17 protein-coding genes and 1 riboswitch are annotated in these 22,859 nt (G+C 45.2%); of the genes, 7 read left to right on the forward strand and 10 right to left on the reverse strand.

Going from position 1 to position 22,859, the window contains the following annotated elements; all coding sequences use genetic code 11:
* Nucleotides 1-25 precede the first annotated feature (25 nt).
* The 4 genes from ACVBIK_RS02515 (at nt 26) to ACVBIK_RS02530 (ending at nt 3,323) form a co-directional block, all read left to right on the forward strand.
* Nucleotides 26-523 carry a hypothetical protein gene (locus ACVBIK_RS02515; RefSeq protein ID WP_447169017.1) on the forward strand — a complete coding sequence of 166 codons (498 nt, stop codon included), beginning with the start codon at nt 26-28 and terminating at the stop codon, nt 521-523.
* Between the two features lie 27 nt (nt 524-550).
* Nucleotides 551-1,057 (forward strand): magnesium transporter, encoded by a 507-nt coding sequence (locus tag ACVBIK_RS02520; RefSeq protein ID WP_447169018.1) that lies wholly within the window; start codon nt 551-553, stop codon nt 1,055-1,057.
* A gap of 4 nt (nt 1,058-1,061) precedes the next feature.
* Nucleotides 1,062-2,051, forward strand: a complete 990-nt coding sequence (locus tag ACVBIK_RS02525; protein WP_447169019.1) for an efflux RND transporter periplasmic adaptor subunit — start codon at nt 1,062-1,064, stop codon at nt 2,049-2,051.
* A gap of 75 nt (nt 2,052-2,126) precedes the next feature.
* Nucleotides 2,127-3,323, forward strand: a complete 1,197-nt coding sequence (locus ACVBIK_RS02530; protein WP_447169020.1) for an OmpP1/FadL family transporter — start codon at nt 2,127-2,129, stop codon at nt 3,321-3,323.
* Nucleotides 3,324-3,465: 142 nt separating this feature from the next.
* Here ACVBIK_RS02530 and cobO read toward each other — a convergent pair whose 3' ends face one another.
* From cobO to ACVBIK_RS02570, 8 genes are all read right to left on the reverse strand, one after another.
* A complete protein-coding gene (cobO, locus tag ACVBIK_RS02535; RefSeq protein WP_447169021.1) occupies nt 3,466-4,083 on the reverse strand; it encodes a cob(I)yrinic acid a,c-diamide adenosyltransferase in 618 nt (205 codons plus the stop codon).
* A gap of 388 nt (nt 4,084-4,471) precedes the next feature.
* Nucleotides 4,472-6,001 carry a cobyric acid synthase gene (locus ACVBIK_RS02540; RefSeq protein ID WP_447169069.1) on the reverse strand — a complete coding sequence of 510 codons (1,530 nt, stop codon included), beginning with the start codon at nt 5,999-6,001 and terminating at the stop codon, nt 4,472-4,474.
* 72 nt (nt 6,002-6,073) lie between these two features.
* Nucleotides 6,074-6,619, reverse strand: a complete 546-nt coding sequence (gene cobU, locus ACVBIK_RS02545) for a bifunctional adenosylcobinamide kinase/adenosylcobinamide-phosphate guanylyltransferase (protein ID WP_447169022.1) — start codon at nt 6,617-6,619, stop codon at nt 6,074-6,076.
* Nucleotides 6,616-7,395 (reverse strand): adenosylcobinamide-GDP ribazoletransferase, encoded by a 780-nt coding sequence (locus ACVBIK_RS02550; protein ID WP_447169023.1) that lies wholly within the window; start codon nt 7,393-7,395, stop codon nt 6,616-6,618. Before ACVBIK_RS02550 ends, cobU begins: the two co-directional genes overlap by 4 nt.
* Before the next feature lie 106 nt (nt 7,396-7,501).
* Entirely contained in the window at nt 7,502-8,530 is a 1,029-nt protein-coding gene (gene cobT, locus ACVBIK_RS02555; RefSeq protein ID WP_447169024.1) for a nicotinate-nucleotide--dimethylbenzimidazole phosphoribosyltransferase, read from the reverse strand.
* Nucleotides 8,531-8,590: 60 nt separating this feature from the next.
* Entirely contained in the window at nt 8,591-9,646 is a 1,056-nt protein-coding gene (locus tag ACVBIK_RS02560) for a FecCD family ABC transporter permease (RefSeq protein ID WP_447169025.1), read from the reverse strand.
* A gap of 1 nt (nt 9,647) precedes the next feature.
* Nucleotides 9,648-10,565, reverse strand: a complete 918-nt coding sequence (locus tag ACVBIK_RS02565) for an ABC transporter ATP-binding protein (protein ID WP_447169026.1) — start codon at nt 10,563-10,565, stop codon at nt 9,648-9,650.
* Between the two features lie 210 nt (nt 10,566-10,775).
* A riboswitch (cobalamin riboswitch) is annotated at nt 10,776-10,930 on the reverse strand.
* 346 nt (nt 10,931-11,276) lie between these two features.
* Complete coding sequence (locus ACVBIK_RS02570; protein WP_447169027.1) at nt 11,277-11,909, reverse strand: histidine phosphatase family protein; 633 nt, start codon at nt 11,907-11,909, stop codon at nt 11,277-11,279.
* A gap of 287 nt (nt 11,910-12,196) precedes the next feature.
* Here ACVBIK_RS02570 and metH point away from each other — a divergent pair, with 287 nt between their 5' ends.
* The gene (metH, locus tag ACVBIK_RS02575; protein ID WP_447169028.1) at nt 12,197-15,979 is read left to right on the forward strand and encodes a methionine synthase; all 3,783 of its coding nucleotides are present in this window, start codon (nt 12,197-12,199) and stop codon (nt 15,977-15,979) included.
* Nucleotides 15,980-16,156: 177 nt separating this feature from the next.
* Here the strand turns inward: metH and ACVBIK_RS02580 are convergent, their stop codons facing one another.
* Nucleotides 16,157-17,200, reverse strand: coding sequence for a flavin-containing monooxygenase (locus ACVBIK_RS02580; RefSeq protein ID WP_447159502.1), 1,044 nt, complete (start codon nt 17,198-17,200; stop codon nt 16,157-16,159).
* Nucleotides 17,201-17,652: 452 nt separating this feature from the next.
* Nucleotides 17,653-18,393 (reverse strand): hypothetical protein, encoded by a 741-nt coding sequence (locus ACVBIK_RS02585; RefSeq protein WP_447169029.1) that lies wholly within the window; start codon nt 18,391-18,393, stop codon nt 17,653-17,655.
* A 517-nt stretch (nt 18,394-18,910) separates the two neighbouring features.
* On the opposite strand from ACVBIK_RS02585, the gene ACVBIK_RS02590 reads away from it, so the two are divergent.
* On the forward strand, nt 18,911-22,195 hold the full coding sequence (locus ACVBIK_RS02590) for a mechanosensitive ion channel domain-containing protein (protein WP_447169030.1): 3,285 nt from the start codon (nt 18,911-18,913) through the stop codon (nt 22,193-22,195).
* Nucleotides 22,196-22,365: 170 nt separating this feature from the next.
* Nucleotides 22,366-22,611, forward strand: a complete 246-nt coding sequence (locus ACVBIK_RS02595; protein ID WP_447159499.1) for a YdcH family protein — start codon at nt 22,366-22,368, stop codon at nt 22,609-22,611.
* The last annotated feature ends 248 nt before the right edge of the window (nt 22,612-22,859 follow it).

Here is a 22,859-nt window from a genome sequence, read left to right on the forward strand (position 1 = left end):
AGCCCCTCCGTTTTAGGTGGTCACTATGTCTCGTCTATTACTAATGCTTATATGCTTGATGCCGTTTTTCGCCAATGCATGTGGAGTACATCAAAATACGGGGTTATTCCTAGTTACAGAGCCCGGATCGCTGCCAGTATTTGAACGCACCGTTTACGAAAGACAAAACGGCACGCTCAGTCACTTAACCAGTCCTGAAAACGTCAAGGCTGAGCATTTCATCAATGCACTAACAAACAGCGCTCAGCAAATACCTTTTAGTCTATTTCAACCCGTAAAAGGCCATTACAGCGACGTATTGCTTACTGAACAAGCCAAAGTACAAGACCGAGAAACACGACCTTCGTCTACAGAACTTTTATTGATTGCAGAACTAGACGTGCTTGAGGCGTTAGCCATTAAACAGCTGAGTTGGACTGATGCAAAGACACTCGGTTTAGTACGCATCAATGGACAAGCCCAAGATATAGCAATGCTCGAACGATGGTTAGCAAAGCTATTTTCATCGACTCGCGTTAATTAATGCATATTGCATTTGCTAAGGAATATTATGAACGTTATTAAAACCATTTTATCCAAAATCGCTACCATCTTATTGGTACTTACCAAATTCTTGTCTTTTATGGCATTGATGCTCTGCGGTGCTTATTTACTCGCGCCGATGGGAGTCATCAACTCTAAAGATATCGATATGAGCCTTTTTACTAATACTCCAAACGACACCATGATGGTGATCTTTAACTCTGAGTATTTCAGTGGCTATCTATTCTCGGTAACCATAGCCCTTGTGGTCTTTATCTTATACCTACTTTGGTCACTGCATGAAGTCGCGGTTCACCGTGCAGAAAAAAAGCACAGTTCCCACGTTCAGTTGGTGTTTGCACTGTCATTGTGTGGCCTATTTATTCATAAAGCTTGGTGGGTATTAGCCATCATCATCGCTTTTGCTAACTGGTCCCAAATTGGAGAAGCGTTAAGCAGCGTAATAAGAAATAGCCGTAATAAAAGCAATGAGTTAAAAGCCAACGCCAATGAACTGCACAAGGTAGAGGAGTAACACTATGAAAGAAGTCATGATCCCTTACATTTTAATCATGTGGATCCTCGTTTCGACAGGTGTCGTCAAGTGGAGCTTACGCAACGGCTTTTGGATTGTGTCGGGCGGCGTATTTATTCTGGTTATATTGGGGGTACTTTCCCGCCTTTGGGCACCCGTTGATTTAACGTATTCCTCAACTATAAAAGCGCCACATTCAGTGCTATCGCCTTTGTTCGGAGAAGAAATCGATGATGTTCATGTTGTGCATAACCAAATCGTCAAACAAGGCGATGTCATCTACTCCCTTGTCGACACTAAATCTAACGCTGAGGTTGAGAAAATAAAATCCTCAATAGTTACTCAAGAAGAAGCTATTGCTCAGTTTATTAGGGATTTAAAGCGCACAAAAACATCGCCAGAGATTTTCAAAAAACGAGATGTTGAGTATTACCATTCGCAACTGCGCATTGCCGAGGCGACTCTCAACTCACTTAATGCCGACTTAGAGGCTACCCACTTTGAGCAGAACCGCAAAACTGTTCGAGCGCAATTTGATGGCCAAGTTGCGGTAGTGAATGTCGCTGACGGTAGCCGTGTCGGTAATATGCATATTTACGACACAGGAAAAAAGTTTCTTGAAATGCGCATACCCGATCAAACTTTTCGCTACGTAGAAAAGGGCCAATTTGCAGAGTTTTATGTCGATGCTTATCCAGGTGAAATATTTCGCGCTCGCGTCCACAGCTTTACCGCAGGCACAGGCGAGTCGTCGATTTCACCGATCCAAGGCCCGCAAAGTGTTAGACAACATGTTGGCGCGAATACCAGTAGTCATGGCCGTACTGTGATCCTCGAAATTTTTGAGCCAGAAGGCAAAGTCATTCCAATTGGTGCAACGGGTTCAGCCTGGATTGCAGCAAATAAACCACATCCATTTTTCAGCTTCATTGATGTCATTGGCGCTGCAACGGTCCGTCTTCACTCTTACAAGTCTTACTTAAACGCAATGTAAATTTGCTGGCTCGCCTCTAACCGGAGGCGAGTCACTTTTAGCTAAAATTTTGCTGACTATTTATTAAGGTTATCCATGAATACCAAAATCACCGTACCGTTAGTTGTTTCACTGCTGGTAGCCCACAATGCAATGGCGGGTGCTTACATGTTCCCCGAGCTGGGTGGCGTTAATGTCAGTACTGCGGGCGCGGGCGCTCAGGCACTAGCAGAAGGCGCCGAAACCGCTTTTGCAAACTCTGCGGCAATGACAAAACTCACCGAGCCTACCTTGGCATTTAACATACAAGGTATGGCGTCAGATATTCAGTACACCGACACGGGATCCGATGGCATATTTTCTGGCGGAGATACAACAACTCAAGCAGGAACCGCAATGCCAGCTGGAGCCATGTATTATGTTGCCCCAATTAATGAGCAGTGGAGCGCAGGTATCGCATTAGTGTCTACTGGCGGCTCAGTGATTGATTACGGCGCTGACTTTTCTGGCGCACTGTTATTACAAGATGCCAAACTCATCACCGCACAGCTAAACCCGAGTGTCGCTTACAAGGTTAATGAGCAATTATCACTGGGTGTTGGTCTTGTCGCTGAATACGGCAAACTAGAGCAAAACTTTGCCGGAACAGACAAGTTGCAAACTGAAGCGACCGGCAGTGATCTCGACTTTGGTTATACGCTCAGTGCCTTCTATGAGTTTAACGATAATCACCGACTCGGTTTTTCATATCGCTCTGAAATAGAACACGCTATGGATGGCAACTTAACCATAGCCCATCAAGGGATCGACTCCTCTGTTGGCATTATTATGCCAGCCAATGCATCTTTAAGTGGTTATCACAATGTCACCGACAAAGCAGCTTTGCTATGGAGCTTAGGTTGGACACAATTTAGCACTGTCGAGACCACCAATATTGCACTGGATTCTCGGGTTATCGAGATCCAAAGACAGTGGGATGACACGGTAACGGCAAGCATAGGCGGTTATTACCGACTCAATGATAAATGGCGACTAGAAGGTGGCGTATCTTACGAGTCATCACCACAAGATGATCCCACAATGCAGTATCCAGATGTACCAACTGGAGAGCTTTGGAAGTATGCCATAGGTGCAACATACGACATCAACCAGAGCTGGCGTATGAATATTTACTATGAGTATCTTGATGTTGGAACGCCGAGTATTGAATTTCAATTAGCGAATTCAACACTTAGAGGAGACTACTCTGCAGCGATCCATTTCTTTGGTGTGATGACAAACCATCGCTTCTAAGCTCAGACCTAACTTATGGCTAATCCGTCAAACTTTCTCAGCACATGAGCATACGCACTTTTCACCCAAAAACCGCTGAAGGCTCATGTGATGGGGTAGGAAAACGAAGACAATGCAGTCATCATTTCAAACAGGACGAAATTTAGTAGTCGAAGCCGGGCTGGGCTTTAATCCCGGCTTCGAATGCGTGCTTGACCGGTACCACCTCGCTCACAGTATCAGCAAGCTCGATAATGGCTCGATGACAGGCTCTACCCGTCACTATCACGTGCTGCATTGGCGGACGATTCTTTAGCGCTTCAATAACTCGTTCTACCTCTAGGTAGTGATAGCTCACCATGTAGGTCAGTTCATCTAGCATGACTAAATCAATGCTTTCATCTTGCAGTAACTTCTCGGTGGCTTCCCAAGCTTTAACAGCGGCTGCGGTGTCTTTTTCTCGATCTTGGGTCTCCCAGGTAAAGCCTGTGCCCATCACGTGAAACTCTACGCCAGCGCCTTCAAGTAAAGTTCGCTCGCCACAATCCCAGTTACCTTTAATAAACTGCACGACCGCCGCTTTTTTACCATGACCGACTGAGCGGGCTACGGTGCCAAAACCAGAAGTCGATTTACCTTTGCCATTACCGGTTAATACCAACAAGATGCCTTTCTCTTCTTGGGCGCGAGCGATCTTGGCATCTACGCCCTCTTTAATTCGCTGCTGACGCGCTTTATGACGCTCTGCTTTTATCGTATCCGCTGACTTATTATTTTCCATATTATGTTCCTATTTTATCCCTTAAATACCGATCTATTTTTGCTGGATTATTTTACATAGTTCAATTAAGCACCACTGTGAAATCGTCAGCTTTTGCAACCAATCACCCCATACTCATGAGTTACCAAGAAACCTAAGCAAACCCAGCATTGGCGAGGCTTTGAGTAAGTTAATTTATAGTGACCGCACATCATATTTTGTATGTTTAGTTTGCACGCAATTAACGTTTAAGTTTCAGTCAAAAAGACGACTTTTATAGCACTCAGTGATTTTCGTGCTTTAACAGCCTATAAATACATTTAGCGCTTTTTAGCAAAAATACCCAGCACTGATATAAGCGTTAGTTCTGATGTTAGCCCTAATGTTAGCCCTAACATTAGGGCTAACATCAGTTGGGATCCCAGATCTGAACGAGGCGATCAAGATCTAAATGCTGCTCGAGCATATCAGCCAATCTATCGAGTTGTTGCTCACGCACCTGATTAACATCGACCATTTCGGCGTCTTGCATCCCCGCCCATTTTAAAATCAGCTGGCATGCCTGCGGAGAATCAAATAGGCCGTGTACGTAGCTGCCTAAAATATTGCCATCGCTCGATAACATGCCATCAGCTTCGGTCGCTGCTGTTGCTTGCTGCTCGCTAGATGCTTTAACCGTTAAACTTATTGGTTGAGTTAATGGCAAAAGCGTTCTAGAGCGGCCGCAGTGGATCTCATAACCCTCTAGCGGTGCAGTTTCGCCTAACAAGCTCAAATAACCTTCAACCTGCTGCAATACTTTGTTATTGGTTAATTCAGTCACTATTGGCAGTAGACCTAAGCCTTCACTGGACCCAGGGCTATCTTCAATGCCACTTGGATCGTCGATCAATTGACCTAGCATTTGATAACCACCGCAAATACCCAATAACTTGCCGCCATAGCGCAAGTGCTTATCTATCGCACTGTCCCAGCCTTGATCTCGAATAAACTCGAGATCGCCGCGCACATTCTTACTGCCCGGAATAATAATCAAATCCGCAGCAGGGAGTGATTGCAAGCTGTTCAGTCTGCTCGCTTCAGCCTGTGTCTGCATCGACACGTAATTAAAGTCGATCTGCGGATTAAGCCTTAACGGATCAAAATCGGTGTGATTACTAATGCGCGGCAATACCAAAACTAACACCTTAAGCTTGGTTTCACGGCTTTTTTCAGGCGCGGCAATCAATGCATCTTCGGCGTCGAGGTGCAGGTCGTGCAAGTAAGGTAATACGCCAAGCACAGGCTTGTTGGTGTAGTTTTCTAACCAATCTAGGCCGCCTTGCAATAGGCTTACATCACCACGAAAACGGTTGATCACAAAGCCCTTAACCCGCGCTTGCTCTGATTCACTCAGTAGCGCCAAAGTGCCAACCAAGTGGGCAAATACGCCGCCTTTATCGATATCGGCGATGATAATGACTGGGCAGTTCACCTCTTCGGCAAAGCCCATATTGGCAATATCGCCTTCACGCAGATTAATCTCGGCAGGGCTGCCCGCGCCCTCTACCAGCAGCATCTCGTAACCGGCGGTTAAGCGCTGATAAGACTCAAGCACTGCCGCCATAGCCTTAACGCGGTAACCCTCGGCATTTTTACCAAAGTAGTCCTCAGCTTCCATCTGCATTAACGCTTTTCCATGCACGATGACTTGCGAGCCAGTGTCTGAGCTAGGTTTTAACAAAATCGGATTAAAATCGATTTTCGGCTCTAAATGACAAGCGATTGCTTGCAGCGCCTGAGCACGGCCTATTTCACCGCCATCAATGGTTACCGCACTGTTAAGCGCCATGTTTTGCGGCTTAAACGGCGCAACCTTTACGCCTTGCCTAACGAACAGTCGGCATAGACCTGCTACTAACGTGCTTTTACCTGCATCGGAAGTGGTGCCCTGCACCATAAGTACTTTGCAGTCTAATTTGGTTTTATTGTGATCTATTACTGCCACTTTTACTGTCACTTTGGCACTCTCCTAACCTTTTAAATTCAGGGGTAAGCCTGCTGTTACTAAGGTGACTCTATCTGCGATCGCCGCAATATTTTGGTGTAACCAACCGGCTTCATCAACAAAGCGGCGGCTTATCTCGCCCATTGGCACAATGCCACAGCCAACCTCGTTACTCACCAACACTACCGTCCCGGCGAGCTCACTTAAGCTTTGCAAAAACTCGGCCTTAACCAGCTGCCAGCAGGCTTCTTCTTGCAGCAGATGGTTAGTTAACCATAGGGTTAAACAGTCCACTAAGATGATGCTATTTGCGCTGGCATGTTGCTTTAAGCCAGCACTTAACTTGAGGGGACATTCGATAGTGCGCCATGGAATGGTATCAGCCTCACGCTGAGTTTGATGATGAGAAATACGCTCATCCATTTCAGTGTCTAACGCCTGCGCCGTTGCAAAGTACAAGCAATCTATTGCCTGCTGTTTCTTACTCTGCTCGGCTAAAAATTGTTTTACTTGCGACTCAGCAAAGCCACTTTTACCACTACGGGCGCCGCCTAATACCAGATGGATCACCAGCTAACTCCTAAGATGAGTAACAATAGATAACAAGTCAGTTCACTACCTTGCTGGGCTGCGCCAAGCGTATCACCGGTATAGCCGCCGATCTGCTTTCTAAACAGTCTTACAAAGCCAAATCGCACCAGAAAAAGCCCCACGATTAAAATGAGCGCAGGAAAAACACCGACTAACAACAGTGCCAATACGCCAGTTGCTAACAATATCGATAACTCATTAATGCCTTGCTGCTGGGCTAGCGGCTTGCTCTTACTGGTGTCAGAGTCACTGACATATTGCTCAGAAAAGATAAAACTCGCGGCCACAATACGGCTTAGACAATGCCCGACTATCAATGCCAAACTGACACTGCGGGGGTCAAATAGCGCGAGTTCTGTCAGCAGTTGCCATTTAAGCAATAATGCTAACACCAAAGCCAACGCGCCATAACTCCCCAGCCGCGAGTCTTTCATGATGTTAAGTTTGGCTTCTACCGTCCAGCCACCACCTAATCCGTCTGCGGTATCTGCAAGGCCATCTTCATGAAAGCCCCCTGTCACTATCACGCTAGTTATCATGGCAAACACAATCGCAACAGATGGCGATACCCAGTGCAGCATTAAGCTATAAACCAGCGCACTAATTACGCCCACCAGCAGACCTACCAAGCCGAAGTATCGACTGGCTTTATTTAGCTTGTCTGCGTCAACCTCAATCCATTTCGGCATTGGAATACGCGTAAAAAAGCCCATCGCGATAAAAAATAGATTCAGCTGTTTTTGCCAAAATTGCATGTAAATCTCCGATTTCAGGTTCTAGGTTCTACAAAAGAGGCTAACTGTAACGCCCTAGTACCTAGCTTTTTCTTTTCCTAGAACCTAGCCCCTTCTTTTCTAAAAACTAAATCTCTATGCCGGCATCTTCAAAGCTAGCCATTTCGTTATAGAAGTTGGTCGCCGCTTGAATAAGCGGTAACGCTAATGCCGCGCCCGTTCCTTCACCGAGCTTCATGCCGAGCTTCAATAGAGGCTTAGCTTGCAGAAACTCCAGCATTAAAAAGTGACCCTTCTCATCTGACTGATGGGCAAAAATCATATAATCGCGCACGTTGGGATTAATCTTTACCGCAACGAGCGCCGCAGCACTTGCAATAAAGCCATCAACAACGACAAGCATGTTACGCTCTGCAGCAGCTAGCATGGCGCCAGTCATCTGCACAATTTCAAAACCGCCAATACAGGCAAGCAATTGCATGGGATCGTTAAGCTCACTGTGGTGCACAAGCAGTGCTTGCTCGACTAACATCTTCTTACGCTTAAAGGTCGCCGCGTCGATCCCTGTACCTCGGCCGACACAATCTTCAGCCTTCATGCCTGTTAGTGCCGCCATAATCGCAGCAGCAGACGAGGTATTACCTATGCCCATCTCACCAAGCGCTATCAAATTACAACCATTTTGATGGTGGAACTCGACTCGCTCTGTCGCCATCTTAAAGCCTTGCTTAACCGCACCGAGCGTCATCGCCGCGCGCTTATGAATAGGGCCAGTACCTGAGCCTAAACGTTGGTTAATCACACCCTCTAGGTTTTCAATCGGCTTTAAGATCCCGCAATCAATTACCTCTAAGTCAAAACCCACCTGGCGAGTAAACACGTTAATTGCCGCGCCGCCTTGCATAAAGTTAATCACCATTTGCGTGGTGACTTCACTGGGCGCAATTGACACGCCCGATTCAGCAATACCATGGTCTGCAGCAAACACCATCATCTTAGGGTGCTTAATCTGCGGCTTATCTTTACCTAACACGCGAGCAATCTGCAGCGCTAAGGCTTCTAAGTCACCAAGCGCACCGAGTGGCTTAGTTTTGGTGTCTATTTTGTGTTGGATCTCAGCATCAAACTCAACATTTACTGGTGCGATATTAAACATCTCAGGTTCCCCTTAACCACTTAATAAGGATAATTATCTTGCGTCGCAAACTGACGTAAACTAAAAGCGTTTAGCGCTGCGGCCGCCCAAAATAAATAGAAAAAAGACACTGCCCATCACCGAGGTTATGATCCCCACTGGCAGCTCTTGATAACTCAATAAGGTTCGCGCTAATACATCCACCCAAACCATAAATAATCCACCGACTAACGCTGTTAACAGCAATGGGAATCGCCCCGGAAACAGTAAACGCACGGTATGCGGTACCATGAGGCCAATAAAGCCAATGCCACCGCAATTAGCCACTAAAATAGCAGTGATTAGCGAACAGATAAGCAGCATAGATAAACGTAAGCGACCCACATTGATCCCTAAAGTATGAGCCGTTTCATCACCCGCCCGCATAGCGACAATTTGACGCTTATTCAACAAGATAACCAGCAATGAAATCAGCACGACTAAAGCTGGCAGCCACAAGCCTTGCCAGCTGGCTTTAGCAAAGCTGCCTAAGGTCCAAAACAGTACCGATGCAGCAGCTTGTGGACTGGAAAAGTACAACATCAAACTGGCGAGTGCGCCAAACATAAACGAGGTTGCCACGCCAGAAAGCAACATGCGCTCAACCTGGGTGCTTAGGTTACGGCCACATAAGCTCAATACCAGCAATACCGATAAGCTGGCACCGATAAATGCGCCAACCGGCAGACTGAGCCAAAGCATGCTTTGGCTAAAGAGGGTTAACGCCACTACAGCGCCAAAAGAGGCGCCCGATGAGATCCCAAATAGATAAGGATCTGCCAGCGGATTTCGCGTCACAGTTTGCAGCACACTGCCCGCTATCGACAGTCCAGCCCCAGCAATAAATGCTAATAAGACTCGCGGTAAACGTAGCTCCCAAATAATGCGCTCTTTTACGCCAACAGGATCGCCGATACTAAACAGCTTGTGGCTAAACACATTTAGCACATCTAAGGTACTAATACTGGCAGCACCAAAACTGGTGGCAGCAAATGGGGTGATTAGCGCCACCAAAGTGAGTATAAGCAGAACGAGATGCTCAGTTCGGCGACGACAATTAATGGCTAACGGCAGACTCGCGATTGAGGCCTTACTCACCTTAAACATCTGTACTTCTCGCTTTTATTTGAACGAAAGCTTCAGCTTGAACTGACGCCTTTATATCCGCGGCGGTTTTCTCACCACTTGCCGACACGCCCTCGTAACCATAGAAATAACAGATAAGCGGATTACCATGCTGAGGATGAGGCTTGATTTCACAGCACACATCAAACACTTCAGCGATGCGCTGCTCAGTGAGTACCATCTTAGGTGAACCATTGGCTATAGCACGGCCCTTATCAAGCAGGAGGAGTTCATCACACAGTGCACTGGCAAGGTTAAGATCATGAATAGAGGTGATAACGGTGATATTGAGACTGCGCAGTAGCTCTAAGGTTTGGATCTGATAACGAATATCTAAGTGATTTGTCGGCTCATCGAGAATAAGTAGTTTAGGGCGCTGCACAATGGCGCGAGCAATCAAGGCACGCTGCTTTTCACCGCCCGATAAGCTCTCATAGGCTTGATTGGCTTTATCTTCAAGACCTACTTTTTCAAGTGCTTGTGCGATCACAACGCGATCGCTGCGGCTAGTAAAATCAAAGGCACTTTTATGAGGCGTTAAACCTAGGCCGATAAGTTGCGCAGTGGTCATCTCGAAATGATGGGGGGTGTCTTGCAGTACCACGGCGATTTGCTGGGCAAAAGCTTTAGCCGATAGCGCGCTAATATCTTGCCCAAACAAGTTAATACAACCCGTTGTTGGCTTAATGAAGCGATATAAGCAGCGCAGTAGACTGGATTTCCCTGCGCCGTTAGGCCCTATAATGCCCAGCATCTTACCTTCAGCTAAGCTAAAGTCGATTGCCGACAAAATGGCTTTACCATCCAGTTGCCAGCCTAAGTCGTTAACAGACAGCACTGTTTGGGTTTTAGCTTCAGCGTGAATCTGCTGCTTTAATTGCGAATTAGCCATTGCAGCCATTTACCCATTGTTTGAAAAAACGGGCATCGAATAAGCAAGCATCATATAAACAGGCCTTTAGCAAGCCTCGATCTAGGTCTAGATCTAGGTCTAACAACCAAGCATGGAACTTCATTTTATTCTCTCCCTCGAGTCGCCCGCACGAGTTTATGTGTATATGGATACACTTTTTAATTATCAACACGTACTGAATGATACGTAATGAACAACATAAGTTAGGCAGGTATCTGACTTGGAAGCGCAGCCCTATGGCTAACCTTCCCTACAGTTGCGGGTACAGTCCGGACTAAGCGGCGAATAACTGCCAGCCTCCGGTTCCCTTTATGCTGTTAAGCACCTAACTTTCATTTTTTAGCTATCTTTTATGCTAAGAGCAAACGCAGCCTTTAACGCAAGCAGCGCTACATAAGATAACGCCGCAGTTTAGCATCATACCAGCAAGGCTGATATCACCTTTGTTTTATAAATAAAACCAAGATTGACGGGCTAAAGCCCGACCTACGATAAAAAGGTTCTAGGTTCTAAGCTCTAGGTTCTAGGTTCTAGGTTCTAAGCTCTAGGTTCTAGGTTCTAGGTTCTAAGCTCTAGGTTCTAGGTTCTAGGTTCTAGGTTCTAGGTTCTAGGTTCTAGGTTCTAGATTCTAGGTTCTAAGCTCTAGGTCCTAGGTCCTAGGTCCTAGGTCCTAGGTCCTTCTTTAAACTTCTACCGCCAATTTAGGGTCATGAACTGCTTATTATCATTGTGCAGCACATCAATCACTACCGTGGCCGCGTAAGGCAATTTAAGCGAGGTGTAAAAACCCGCACACAGACTGACGTCCAGAGCTTTACTCATTAAATGACGTATTACGCCACCGTGAGTCACCACTAATACCGTCTTTCCTTGATGCAGCTCAAGCATCGCCTGCCAGGCTTTATCGATACGCGCCTCAAAATCTTGCATAGACTCGCCATGAGGCGGCGATAACAACCAAGGGTTTTTCCAGTAGTTATCAAGCGCGGAGCCACAAGTTTGATAAAGCGCGTCGAAGGTTTGTCCGTCCCAATCGCCGAAGTTCAGCTCTTTAAAACCTGCTTCAATAGAAAAGTCTAAATCATGCTCACGAGCCAATTGCTCTGCGATGTTGGCGCAGCGCTGAAGCGGTGAACTAATCACACTATTAACAGTAAAACCAACGGTAAAATCGACTGACAAATCGGTTAAGCATAAGGCGGAAAATGCCTTTTTCATCTGCAACTGACCAAGCTCAGTTAACGCAACATCAACTTGGCCGCGTAAAATATTGCCACCATCGCATTCGCCGTGCCGAAGTAAAATCACCTTAGTGGTTTGCATTATACCTGTTGACCTTCATTATTTATCAGCAACTTAGTTAAAATTCATTGGCTTTTAATGCTGAAAAAGTATCATGCTTTAGCACTTGCACTTTTTATCGCCTCTCACGTATTATGGACGTCTATACGTATAAATGTCCAAACAAAATAAAAGGTCACTAATAATAAACGACCTTAACTGAAAATAACGGACATGATTTACACCAGATCTAGGTAAGTTAAGTATTCAGAGACTTATTTTGCTTGGTATTACAAGAATAACGATTTGCGAACTGGTAGGAATTATCTATGGCAACCTGTACCCCAACACATGCCTTGAGCGCAGTAGCACATACTCAAGACTCTGCCGACAAGGTTTTAGCAGTACTTACCCAAAAGCTTCAAGATGGGATCCTTATCCTCGACGGCGCGATGGGCACCATGATCCAAGATCGCAAATTTGAAGAAGATGAGTTCCGTGGTGAACAGTTCAAAGACTGGCATTGTGATGTAAAGGGCAACAACGACATGTTGGTGCTCACCCAAGCCGATGCTATCAAGCAGATCCATAAAGACTACCTGTTAGCCGGCTCTGACATCATAGAGACCAACACCTTTAATGCCACCCGCATCGCCATGGCCGATTACGACATGCAGGAGCATTCAGCTGCGATCAACTTAGCGGGTGCACGCATTGCACGCGAAGCCGCCAATGAAGTTGAAGCAGAGACGGGTCGCCAATGTTACGTTGCAGGGGTACTTGGCCCAACGAACCGCACTTGCTCCATTAGTCCAGATGTTAATGATCCCGGCTTTCGTAACGTTAGCTTTGATGAGCTGGTTGAAGCCTACATCGAGTCAATCAACGCGCTAATTGCAGGCGGCTGCGACATCATCATGGTCGAAACCATTTTTGATACGCTAAATGCCAAAGCCGCATTATTTGCGATTGAAACGGTGTTTGATGAACAAGGATTCCGTCTACCGATTATGATCTCGGGGACGATTACCGACGCCTCAGGGCGTACCCTTACCGGACAAACTACCGAGGCTTTTTATAACTCACTGCGCCACGTTAAGCCTCTGTCTATCGGCCTTAACTGCGCCCTTGGACCAAAAGAGCTTCGACCATATGTAGAAGAGCTGTCAAAAATATCTGAATGCTTTGTGTCGGCGCACCCAAATGCTGGTCTACCAAATGAATTTGGTGGCTACGATGAAACTCCAGAGCAGATGGCGGAAATCATTGAAGAGTGGGCCGAAGAGGGCTTTTTAAATATCATTGGTGGCTGCTGTGGTACCACGCCTGATCATATCCGCGTTATTCGACAAGCCGTTATCAAGCACCCGGCCCGCGTACTGCCCGACATCCCAGTTGCATGTCGTCTATCAGGGCTTGAGCCACTGACCATTGATGCCAACTCGCTATTTTTGAACGTAGGTGAACGCACTAACGTAACCGGATCGGCTAAGTTTTTACGCCTGATCAAAACTGGCGAATATGAAGAAGCGCTGTCGGTTGCCCGTGAGCAAGTTGAAAGCGGCGCACAGATAATCGATATCAACATGGATGAAGGCATGCTTGATGGTGCCGAAACCATGCATAAATTCCTCAACCTTATCGCCTCTGAGCCTGATATCTCGCGCGTACCGATTATGATCGACTCCTCTAAGTGGGAAGTGATTGAAGCGGGCCTTAAATGCATTCAAGGTAAAGGCATCGTTAACTCTATCTCGCTGAAAGAGGGTGAAGAAAAATTCATCGAGCAAGCAACCTTAGTTAAACGCTACGGCGCTGCGGCAATTATCATGGCGTTCGATGAACAAGGCCAAGCCGACACCAAAGCGCGTAAAATCGAGATTTGTACTCGCGCCTATAACGTGCTGGTAGATAAAGTCGGTTTTCCGCCAGAAGACATTATCTTTGACCCCAACATCTTTGCCATTGCCACAGGTATTGAAGAGCACGATAACTATGCCGTTGATTTTATCGAAGCTACCCGTGAAATAAAACGCACCCTACCTCATGCGATGATCTCTGGCGGCGTGTCGAACGTGTCGTTCTCGTTTCGTGGTAACAACCCGGTGCGTGAAGCGATTCATGCCGTATTTTTGTATCATGCAATTCAAGCAGGCATGGACATGGGTATCGTCAACGCCGGACAACTGGCGATTTATGATGATATCGACACCGAATTAAAAGAGCGAGTTGAGGCAATCGTACAGAACTTACCTTGCAGCGCTGTCGATAAAAATGGGGAGCCGACTAACAACACTGAACTCTTGTTAGAGGTTGCGGAAAAATTTCGCGGCGATGGCAGCCAAACCGTTAAGAAAGAAGATTTAGAGTGGCGCACTAAGCCGGTAAATGAGCGTTTAGCCCATGCTCTGGTAAAAGGCATCACCGACTTTATCGATGCAGATACCGAAGAAGCACGCCAACAGGCAACCCGCCCACTCGATGTGATTGAAGGGCCGCTAATGGATGGGATGAACATTGTTGGCGACCTATTTGGTTCCGGTAAAATGTTCCTGCCACAAGTGGTTAAATCTGCGCGCGTAATGAAAAAAGCCGTTGCCTATTTAAACCCTTATATTGAGCTTGAAAAAGTCCCAGGCCAGTCTAACGGTAAAATTTTAATGGTTACCGTTAAGGGGGATGTGCACGATATAGGTAAGAACATCGTTGGTGTGGTACTGGCTTGTAACGGCTATGAAGTGATTGATTTAGGCGTGATGGTGCCGGTGGAGAAAATTATCGAAGTCGCCAAGGCTGAAAATGTCGATATTATCGGCATGTCAGGGCTTATCACGCCAAGCCTTGATGAGATGGTGCATAACGTTAAGAGTTTCCATAAGGCAGGCTTAACGATTCCGTCAATCATTGGCGGTGCGACTTGCTCAAAAATTCATACCGCTGTGAAGATTGCGCCGCACGCACCAACGGGGGCCATCTACATTGCTGATGCCTCGCGCGCCGTACCTATGGTGTCAAAGCTGATTAACAACGACACTCGCCAAGCAACTATCAACGCAGCTTATGAAGAATACGATATGATGCGCGAAAAGCGTCTATCGCAAACCAAACGTAAAATCATCACATCTATAGAAGCTGCGCGTGAAAACCGCTGCCAGCACGACTGGGCAAACTACACTCCATTTGTGCCTAACGTGCTGGGTCGCCAGGTATTTGATGATTATCCGCTAGAGGATTTGGTTGAACGTATCGACTGGACGCCATTTTTCCGCAGTTGGGAGCTACACGGTCACTTCCCACGTATTTTAGATGATGAAGTGGTGGGTGTTGAAGCGCGTAAATTATTCGCTGATGGTAAAGCCATGCTGGATAAAATAATCAGTGAAAAGTGGCTTACCGCCAAAGCAGTTATCGGCTTGTTCCCTGCCAATACCGTTAACCATGACGATATTGAGCTTTACTCTGCCGATGGGACGGATGAATCTCGCGAGCAACCACTCATCACCCTGCACCACCTGCGGATGCAGATTGAGCGCGTCGGTAACGACAACTTCTGCTTAGCTGATTTTGTTGCGCCAAAAGACTCAGGGGTTGCCGATTATATGGGGGGCTTTGCGGTAACAGCAGGCCATGGCATCGACAAGCATGTGGCGCGCTTTGAAGCCGACCATGATGACTACAGCGCCATTATGCTTAAATGCTTAGCAGACCGTTTAGCCGAGGCCTTTGCCGAGCGTATGCATGAGCGTGTACGTAAAGAGTTTTGGGGTTATGCCAGCGATGAAGTACTCGATAATGAAGCGCTTATTCGTGAAAAGTACAAAGGTATTCGCCCTGCACCAGGATACCCTGCTTGCCCTGACCACACAGAAAAAGGTCTGCTTTGGGATTTATTAAAGCCAGATGAAACCATTGGCCTTAACATCACTGAAAGTTATGCCATGTTCCCAACGGCTGCTGTTTCGGGTTGGTACTTTGCCCATCCTAAATCCCGCTACTTTGGCGTCACCAATATTGGCCGCGATCAGGTAGAAGATTACGCAGCACGTAAAGGTATGAGCATTGAAGAAACGGAAAGATGGTTAGCCCCTGTGCTTGACTATGATCCAGAGTAAAGAGCCAGCCTTGAGCGGGAGAACAAACTTGTTTGTTCGGTGGCCATAGGCCTAAAACTAACAGCCATAAGAGTCCTCAACACGCTTGTACCAAGCGTGCAGGGGCGAAGAAAGAGTAAGATGGAATTCAAGTATTGTCCTACTGATAACCCTATCAGTGGGACTTTGCGATTACGTTTACTTACTTTCCTGAATATGAGTCATCAGGTATTTAGCATCTTTCCAAACACCGCCGAGTGTTGCAGAGCCGCGGGTATACAACCAAGGCAGACCAATAAAATACAATCCATCAACGTCTTTACTCACGCCGCGATAATTACTCGGGTAGTTCATCTCATCAAAAGAGATATCTTCAATCCAAAAGAAATTGGGTTTAAAACCGGTAGCCCAAATAATGTTTTTGATACTGCTGATACTGCCTTTTTGAAACTTGATACTACTTGCATCAGCTGACAATGTTCTGCCCATATGAATCACATTTTCTTTTGCCAGAAGAGATTTCACATCAGTACCGATAACAGGCTGCCCGCCCTTACTCAACCATTTGCCTATTTTGCTAAAACGGTTAACCGATAAAAAGCCAATATGAGTAAACCACCACCATAGCGTTTTACCTAAAAATGACTGCGGAATAGCGGTGATTTTATCTGTACCAGAGAAGTGAACTTTGCGCCCGGTATCGGCAATTTCTGATAAAATTTGCACGCCAGAATCACCCGCTCCAACCACTAAACAGTCACCCTCTTGTAGCTGTGCTGGGCTTTTGTAGTTTTCACTGTGTAATTGAGTAATATCTTCTGCGATATTGACATGGCAAGGCGGCGTATAGGGAGTATGAAAAGGGCCGGTGGCGATAATGAGTTGTTTGGCTTGATAGCTGGCGGTGTCACTGGTGATCTCAAAAATACCATCGACTTTCTTTACCGAAGTAATTCTTTGATTGAATTCAATAGGTATCGAAAACCTCTCGGCATAACTCTTTAAGTAATCTGCCACTTCATATTTATTGGGGTAATACCCTTTAGGGAACGGGAATGGCATCCCTGGTAGGTGGTTATATTCAGTCGGAGTAAACAACTTTAGAGAATCCCAGCGCTTTAACCAAGGCGCACCAATATGTTCGTTGGCATCTAAAATCAAGTAATCTTGATTATGCTTAGACAAGTTATAGGCCATAGACAGTCCAGACTGACCCGCGCCAATAATGATAAATTCTTTCATGAGCTCCAAAAAACGTGCTTATAGGTATTATTATGCGCAGTATTCTAACAGAACATAAGCCTAGAGCCTGACTCATACAGAAAACACCCAAAGCGCTAACTGTAAACATTTCCTTATAACCAGATAGAAACCACGAGTAAGTGCATCGATACCTTTACCCAAATGACCACAAGATGCTCGATTCTGCGCTCCCGTAGGGCAAGCCGAGAGTGACTTGGATACAGTAATCAAAAGAAACCATATTGCCGGCGGCTGGAGCTTAGATCTTAAAGTCTAGAGTGTAGCGTTTAGCGTTTAGCGTTTAGCGTTTAGCGCTTAGCGCTTAGCGTACTATTATCACGCAATTTCGGCGTGATATAGAAGGGGCAATAGCAACGAAATGAAGTAGAATATTACCCAGTGCGTAAAGGCATGGGCATAGAGGAAACCAAGTGCAGATCTAAAATAAAGAGCTAGGAAATATTACTCATACAAGGCTTTACCCTTGTCGAGGATTTATCATGAGTTAATGATAACGCCTTATACTGATTAATATTCATGGCCACTTGACTCAATAACCCTTCTGCTCCTTTTGCCGCTTCGCTCTCATAAACCAAAGGCACCATAGTTAAATCATGGGACATAGCCTGCGCATCGATAAACTGTAACTGGGACCAAAAAAAGTTTGAGATCAGATGAAACAGGCAACTCCCCACACCTAGGTGACGCCACTCAGGTACCACATAGGCATATAATAAGTAACAACAGCCACCAATTTGCCGGTCATGACAGGTATTATCGTCTGAATACCAAGAGTCGAGTAAGCCAACATTAAAGGTCACAAAAGCCACTGGCGTGCGCTTTTCCTCTTCAGCGAAAGCGACCAACCGATAGTGTCTTTTATGTCGACTTTCCGATAGGTGGCTTACCGGGCTTAGCGTTTGAAAAATCTGCTGGATAGCGGCATTATCGTCTGCACTTTTACTGCAAAAATATTGCTGCAAAGCAGAGGTGTTTTCATGAAGTGAATCGTCATAAACACTGACACAAGGTATAACAGATGACTCATCTAGCTCCACAGAAGGTGGAGCCTGAAGGCGTAAATCTTTTTCAGCTAATGTTTGAATAAAGCCATTGTGTAGTTGAAAACGGCTAAAATCATCAAGCAGGTGAAGTAAGGGAAATAGCTCCGCCTTACTTTTATGAAGTGCCATATACAGCTCCGTTCAATAAACTCATTTCCGGTATGTTATCCGTACCCATAAAATAGTATCGACATCAATACAGACCACATTTTGAATTAACTATAGGTACAAATTATTTCCCTGTAAAACCCCCTTAAAGCAGGTTAGCTGCGGGCTCCGCTGTGAAATAACATCAAGCCATTGTAAATAAAGACAAGCAGTGCCCCTGACACCATGTTCCCTGTTATGAAATAAAACCGTTTCAATCGAATCCAGTTATTCAGGTTGAGGATTTTTCGAGGTGAAGGAGTGGATATTGAGAGAGTGTATCTGTTTATGAAGCCATACCCTATTCACTGAGCCGCTAAGCCTCTGTGGTAAGCAAGCTATTTTACCTAAGCCTGCAATTTTTATATTCGCAACGTGACAATCTAGCCTAGTGACACAACAAAATTAATCGCCTTAAATCTTGGGATACTTCCTGCAGCTTTTGCCAAGCCGTATACACTTATATCTATGGATAATAAAGTGAAAATGGGGAAAGTACGTGAGTCGAGTAACCAAGTTCAAGCGCAAAGGACGACTATGCTGGCTTTACCTATTTTTGTCGGTAATGCTGTTATCTATGCCTTCAAGCGCCCAAACCCTACCTGACGCCACTTTTTTAAAAAATGAAATCACTCGCCTTAATAGTGAATCCCCAAAAAGTGAAGCCTTAATTAACCAATATGAGACCTTACTCTCCCGGGTTAATGGCTACAAAAAACAGAAAGCCGAACGCGACAAATATCGAAATATTGTCAGCCAGTTTCCGGTGCAGCGAGAGCGGTTACTAAAAAAAATAACCGACGTAGAGCAGCTAGAGATCTTTAATTTTCGACAACAAAATAAGTACAGCGATCTTTCTCAATCTATCGCAACACTAGAGGCTGCTGTGACTGAGTGGCGCTCAAGCTATCAATCCAATAGTGATCAAAGTAAACAGCTGGTTAATGCAAGAACGGCTCTGCCCCAATCTCTTGCGCAAACAGATCGAGAAATCGAACAAGCCTCTATTATTAAAAGCGATACAGGCAGTCAGTTAGATCAGTGGCTTGAGTCAACCCATTTGGCCATGCTCAAACTTCAACGACAAGTAACTTCCGCTCAGTTACAAAGTTTAGACGAACGCACTGAATTGCTGCGTTTAGAACAACAATTGTTGGACCAAAAAATTCAAACAGCCTCGCCAATACTGATTAAATTACAAGATAAATTGACGCGAGTTGAACAAGCTTCAGTTAAAACACTGATTGAAAAAGCAAGACAGGTTAGTGAGGAGTCAGCCCAAGGCGATGCACAAGATCAACAACAGATAGAGCAACTCAAAAAATATACTTTGGAATTAGAACAGGTATTAGCAGAAATAGATAAAGCTCGGATCGCTTATCAAAAAATAGAGTCGGAACAGAGCAGTTTAACCGATGAACAGCGCTTGATAAAAACGAACCTAGCCTGGTTGCGTGACAGCACCGCTTTTGGCGCTTCCATTCGAGCACAGTTGCAACGCCTGCCTTCCAAAGTGGACACTCGATATATCCCAGACGGTATTGCCAAAGCCCACATTCGCAAATACGAAATAGGTCAGATAAGAGATAATGCACTAGAAAGTACTACTGCCGCAGATAAAGCGAGCGATAAAGCCCCTGATAAGTTAGCCGCGTTATTAGATCAATTATTAGCTCAATTGACAAAGGACTATGAAAAACTTATTTCTGCATTGAGCCAATTAAAATTAGTCAAAGACCAATATGCGCAAACTGTTGAAAAGGCTCGCAGCTTTTTAAAAGAACAGCAGTTATGGACGCGCAGCAACGTACCAATCTGGCAGCACCTTACCGATTTTAAAGAAGAGATTTGGTTTGGAACCAATAAATCATTTAAAGACATGTTCGATAAAGTGACACAAAGGCAGTCGATAATATTGGCTACAGTGTTTGCTTTATACACCAGCCTTCTTATCTATATGACTGCACGACTCAATCGATACGCAGCACGACGTAAAGATGAGCTCCATAAGGTCTTTGGTCACCCATTAAAAGACCGTTTTTACTTTACTTTTTCGTTGTTTGCATTAGCAATCCTGCGTGCGCTTATTTTACCTATTTGGTATGTGATAACGACTTGGTTAGTCTATTGGCTTTGGCCTGTACCAACTTCGAATGAGCTCAGTACACTCATTTTCGCCAGTGCATCAGGCCTGTTTGTCGTCGAACTCATTAACGCCCTAAGTTATAAGCAGGGCGTATTAGCTTTACACCTAAATTGGCCTGAAAATATTTGTGACTACCTGCACCGAGGAACGCAACGCATTCGCTGGCCATTTATCATTTTATTGCTGTGTATTTTTGCTGCAGAGCTTATATCTGGTATCCATGAAGCAGAAATATCACGAGTACTGTTCCTATTACTGATGGGCGTCATGATGACGGTGTTTATTTCACTGTTGAAGGAAAACCATTTGCCCTCCACGTTACCCGCGCCTCTCAATCGAGGATTTTCTCTCTATCTATTTCGTTTTGTGATTATCGGCTCGTTTATCACCATTATCGTTATGGCGGTCATGGGGCTCTATATTGCGTCATGGATTTTACTTATCTATCAGCAACTCACTATTTACGTGGTGTTAGCAGTGCTATTCACCTATCAAATGGGAGAGCGCTGGTTAAAGCTAGAGCATAGGCAACTTAACTACCAACGATTGCTAGCCCGACGCGAAGAGCTGATTGCCCAGCAACAAGAACAAGAGCAAACAGATGAAATTCCCGAAATTGCCGAGCTAAGAGAAACGATTCCTGATGTGGAAGAACGCAGTTTAGCGAGTGAGCAGATAAGTGAGCAATCATTAACCTTATTACGTGGTTTTTCCTTGATAGGCTTAATTGTTGCGGTGTTAACCCTGTGGTCAAGTGCATTGGAGATGACCAGCTGGTTAGATAGCATCGTGGTATGGCAGGTAAACGAGATCACGGAAACCGGTGTGAAGCTAGTGGATGTGACTCTGCAATCATTGCTTTATGCAATGGTGACATTAATCGTAACCTTTGTTGGAGTACGAAACTTACCGGGAATTTTAGAGCTCTTGGTCCTACGCCGTCTTGATTTGGCTCCAGGTGCAGGCTATGCCGTAACAACCCTGCTGCGCTATGTGATCTTGATGGGAGGCTTAATGGCCGCATTTTCCATCTTGGGCTTTCAATGGTCTAAGTTGCAATGGCTGGTCGCCGCATTCGGCGTTGGCTTAGGCTTTGGATTACAAGAAATTTTCGCTAACTTCATTTCCGGTTTGATTCTCTTGTTTGAACGGCCAATACGTATTGGCGATATTGTCACTATTAATGATTTATCGGGAACAGTCAGTAAAATTCAGACCCGTGCAACCACCATTATTGATTGGGATAACAAAGAAATCGTGGTGCCAAATAAGACCTTTATTACAGAAAAGCTAATTAACTGGTCATTGACGAGCCCCATCACCAGAATCGTCATTCCTATTGGAGTCGCTTACGGCTCTGATATCGATCAAGTGGAGACCTTGCTGTACCAAATTGCAGATGAGCACCCATTAGTGTTACCCGAACCACAACCTTCCGTGGTGTTCAGAACATTTGGGGCAAGTAGTCTTGATTTTGAATTGAGAGTGCATATCACTGCGATTGAATTACGCCTATCAACGGTTCATATCATCAATAAAAACATCGACCGCTTGTTCCGAGAGCACGAGATTGAAATTGCCTTCCCGCAAATGGATGTGCATGTTCGCGATTTCCCACCTAAACCCCAAGACACGTAACCTTCTATTTCAATTCGACATTTTATGCCATGCCTCACTCTATGCAGAACAGCAACATTTTTGTTAACTGGATCGCTAAAATGTCGAAAAACTACCTCTTTACTCAGTATCATGGTGCTATAGTGATTGCAGTTCTAAAATAAACCAGTTCAGTCTTTCAAGGAGCATCTATGTTAAATGAAAATCATGCGCTTATTTTCGACTTTCCAGAGTTTAAACAAGACATTGTTTACTTGAACTATACCGACCAAGAGTTTGAAAAATTATCAAAACAATATCACCTCTTAGACTATGACATTCGTCAGCTTGAAATTGCCGGTAGTCCTACCGATGACGAACATATGCATCAACTTAAATTGACCCGCGCTAACTTAAAAGACAGCTTATTTCAAAAACTCAAAGCACACCACGGCTAAAGCTGTCATGGAGTCGCTATTAGTAACTAAGATAGCCGCAGCTATATAGTAACCTAGCTATCCGTAGCAAAGTTATCCGTAGCAAATCATGATATGCCGCTTAGTGCATGCAATTAGAGCCAGTCGAAAGGAGAAATACTCTTACCTTTTGGCTGGGTTTACTTTCGCAAAATAGGCTACGCCGTAGCCCACTTTTAGCATTAAATGAAGATCACTTTGCAGTTATTTGTTATTGAGATCTTTCGCAA

This window comes from Shewanella sp. 125m-1, from assembly GCF_052977065.1.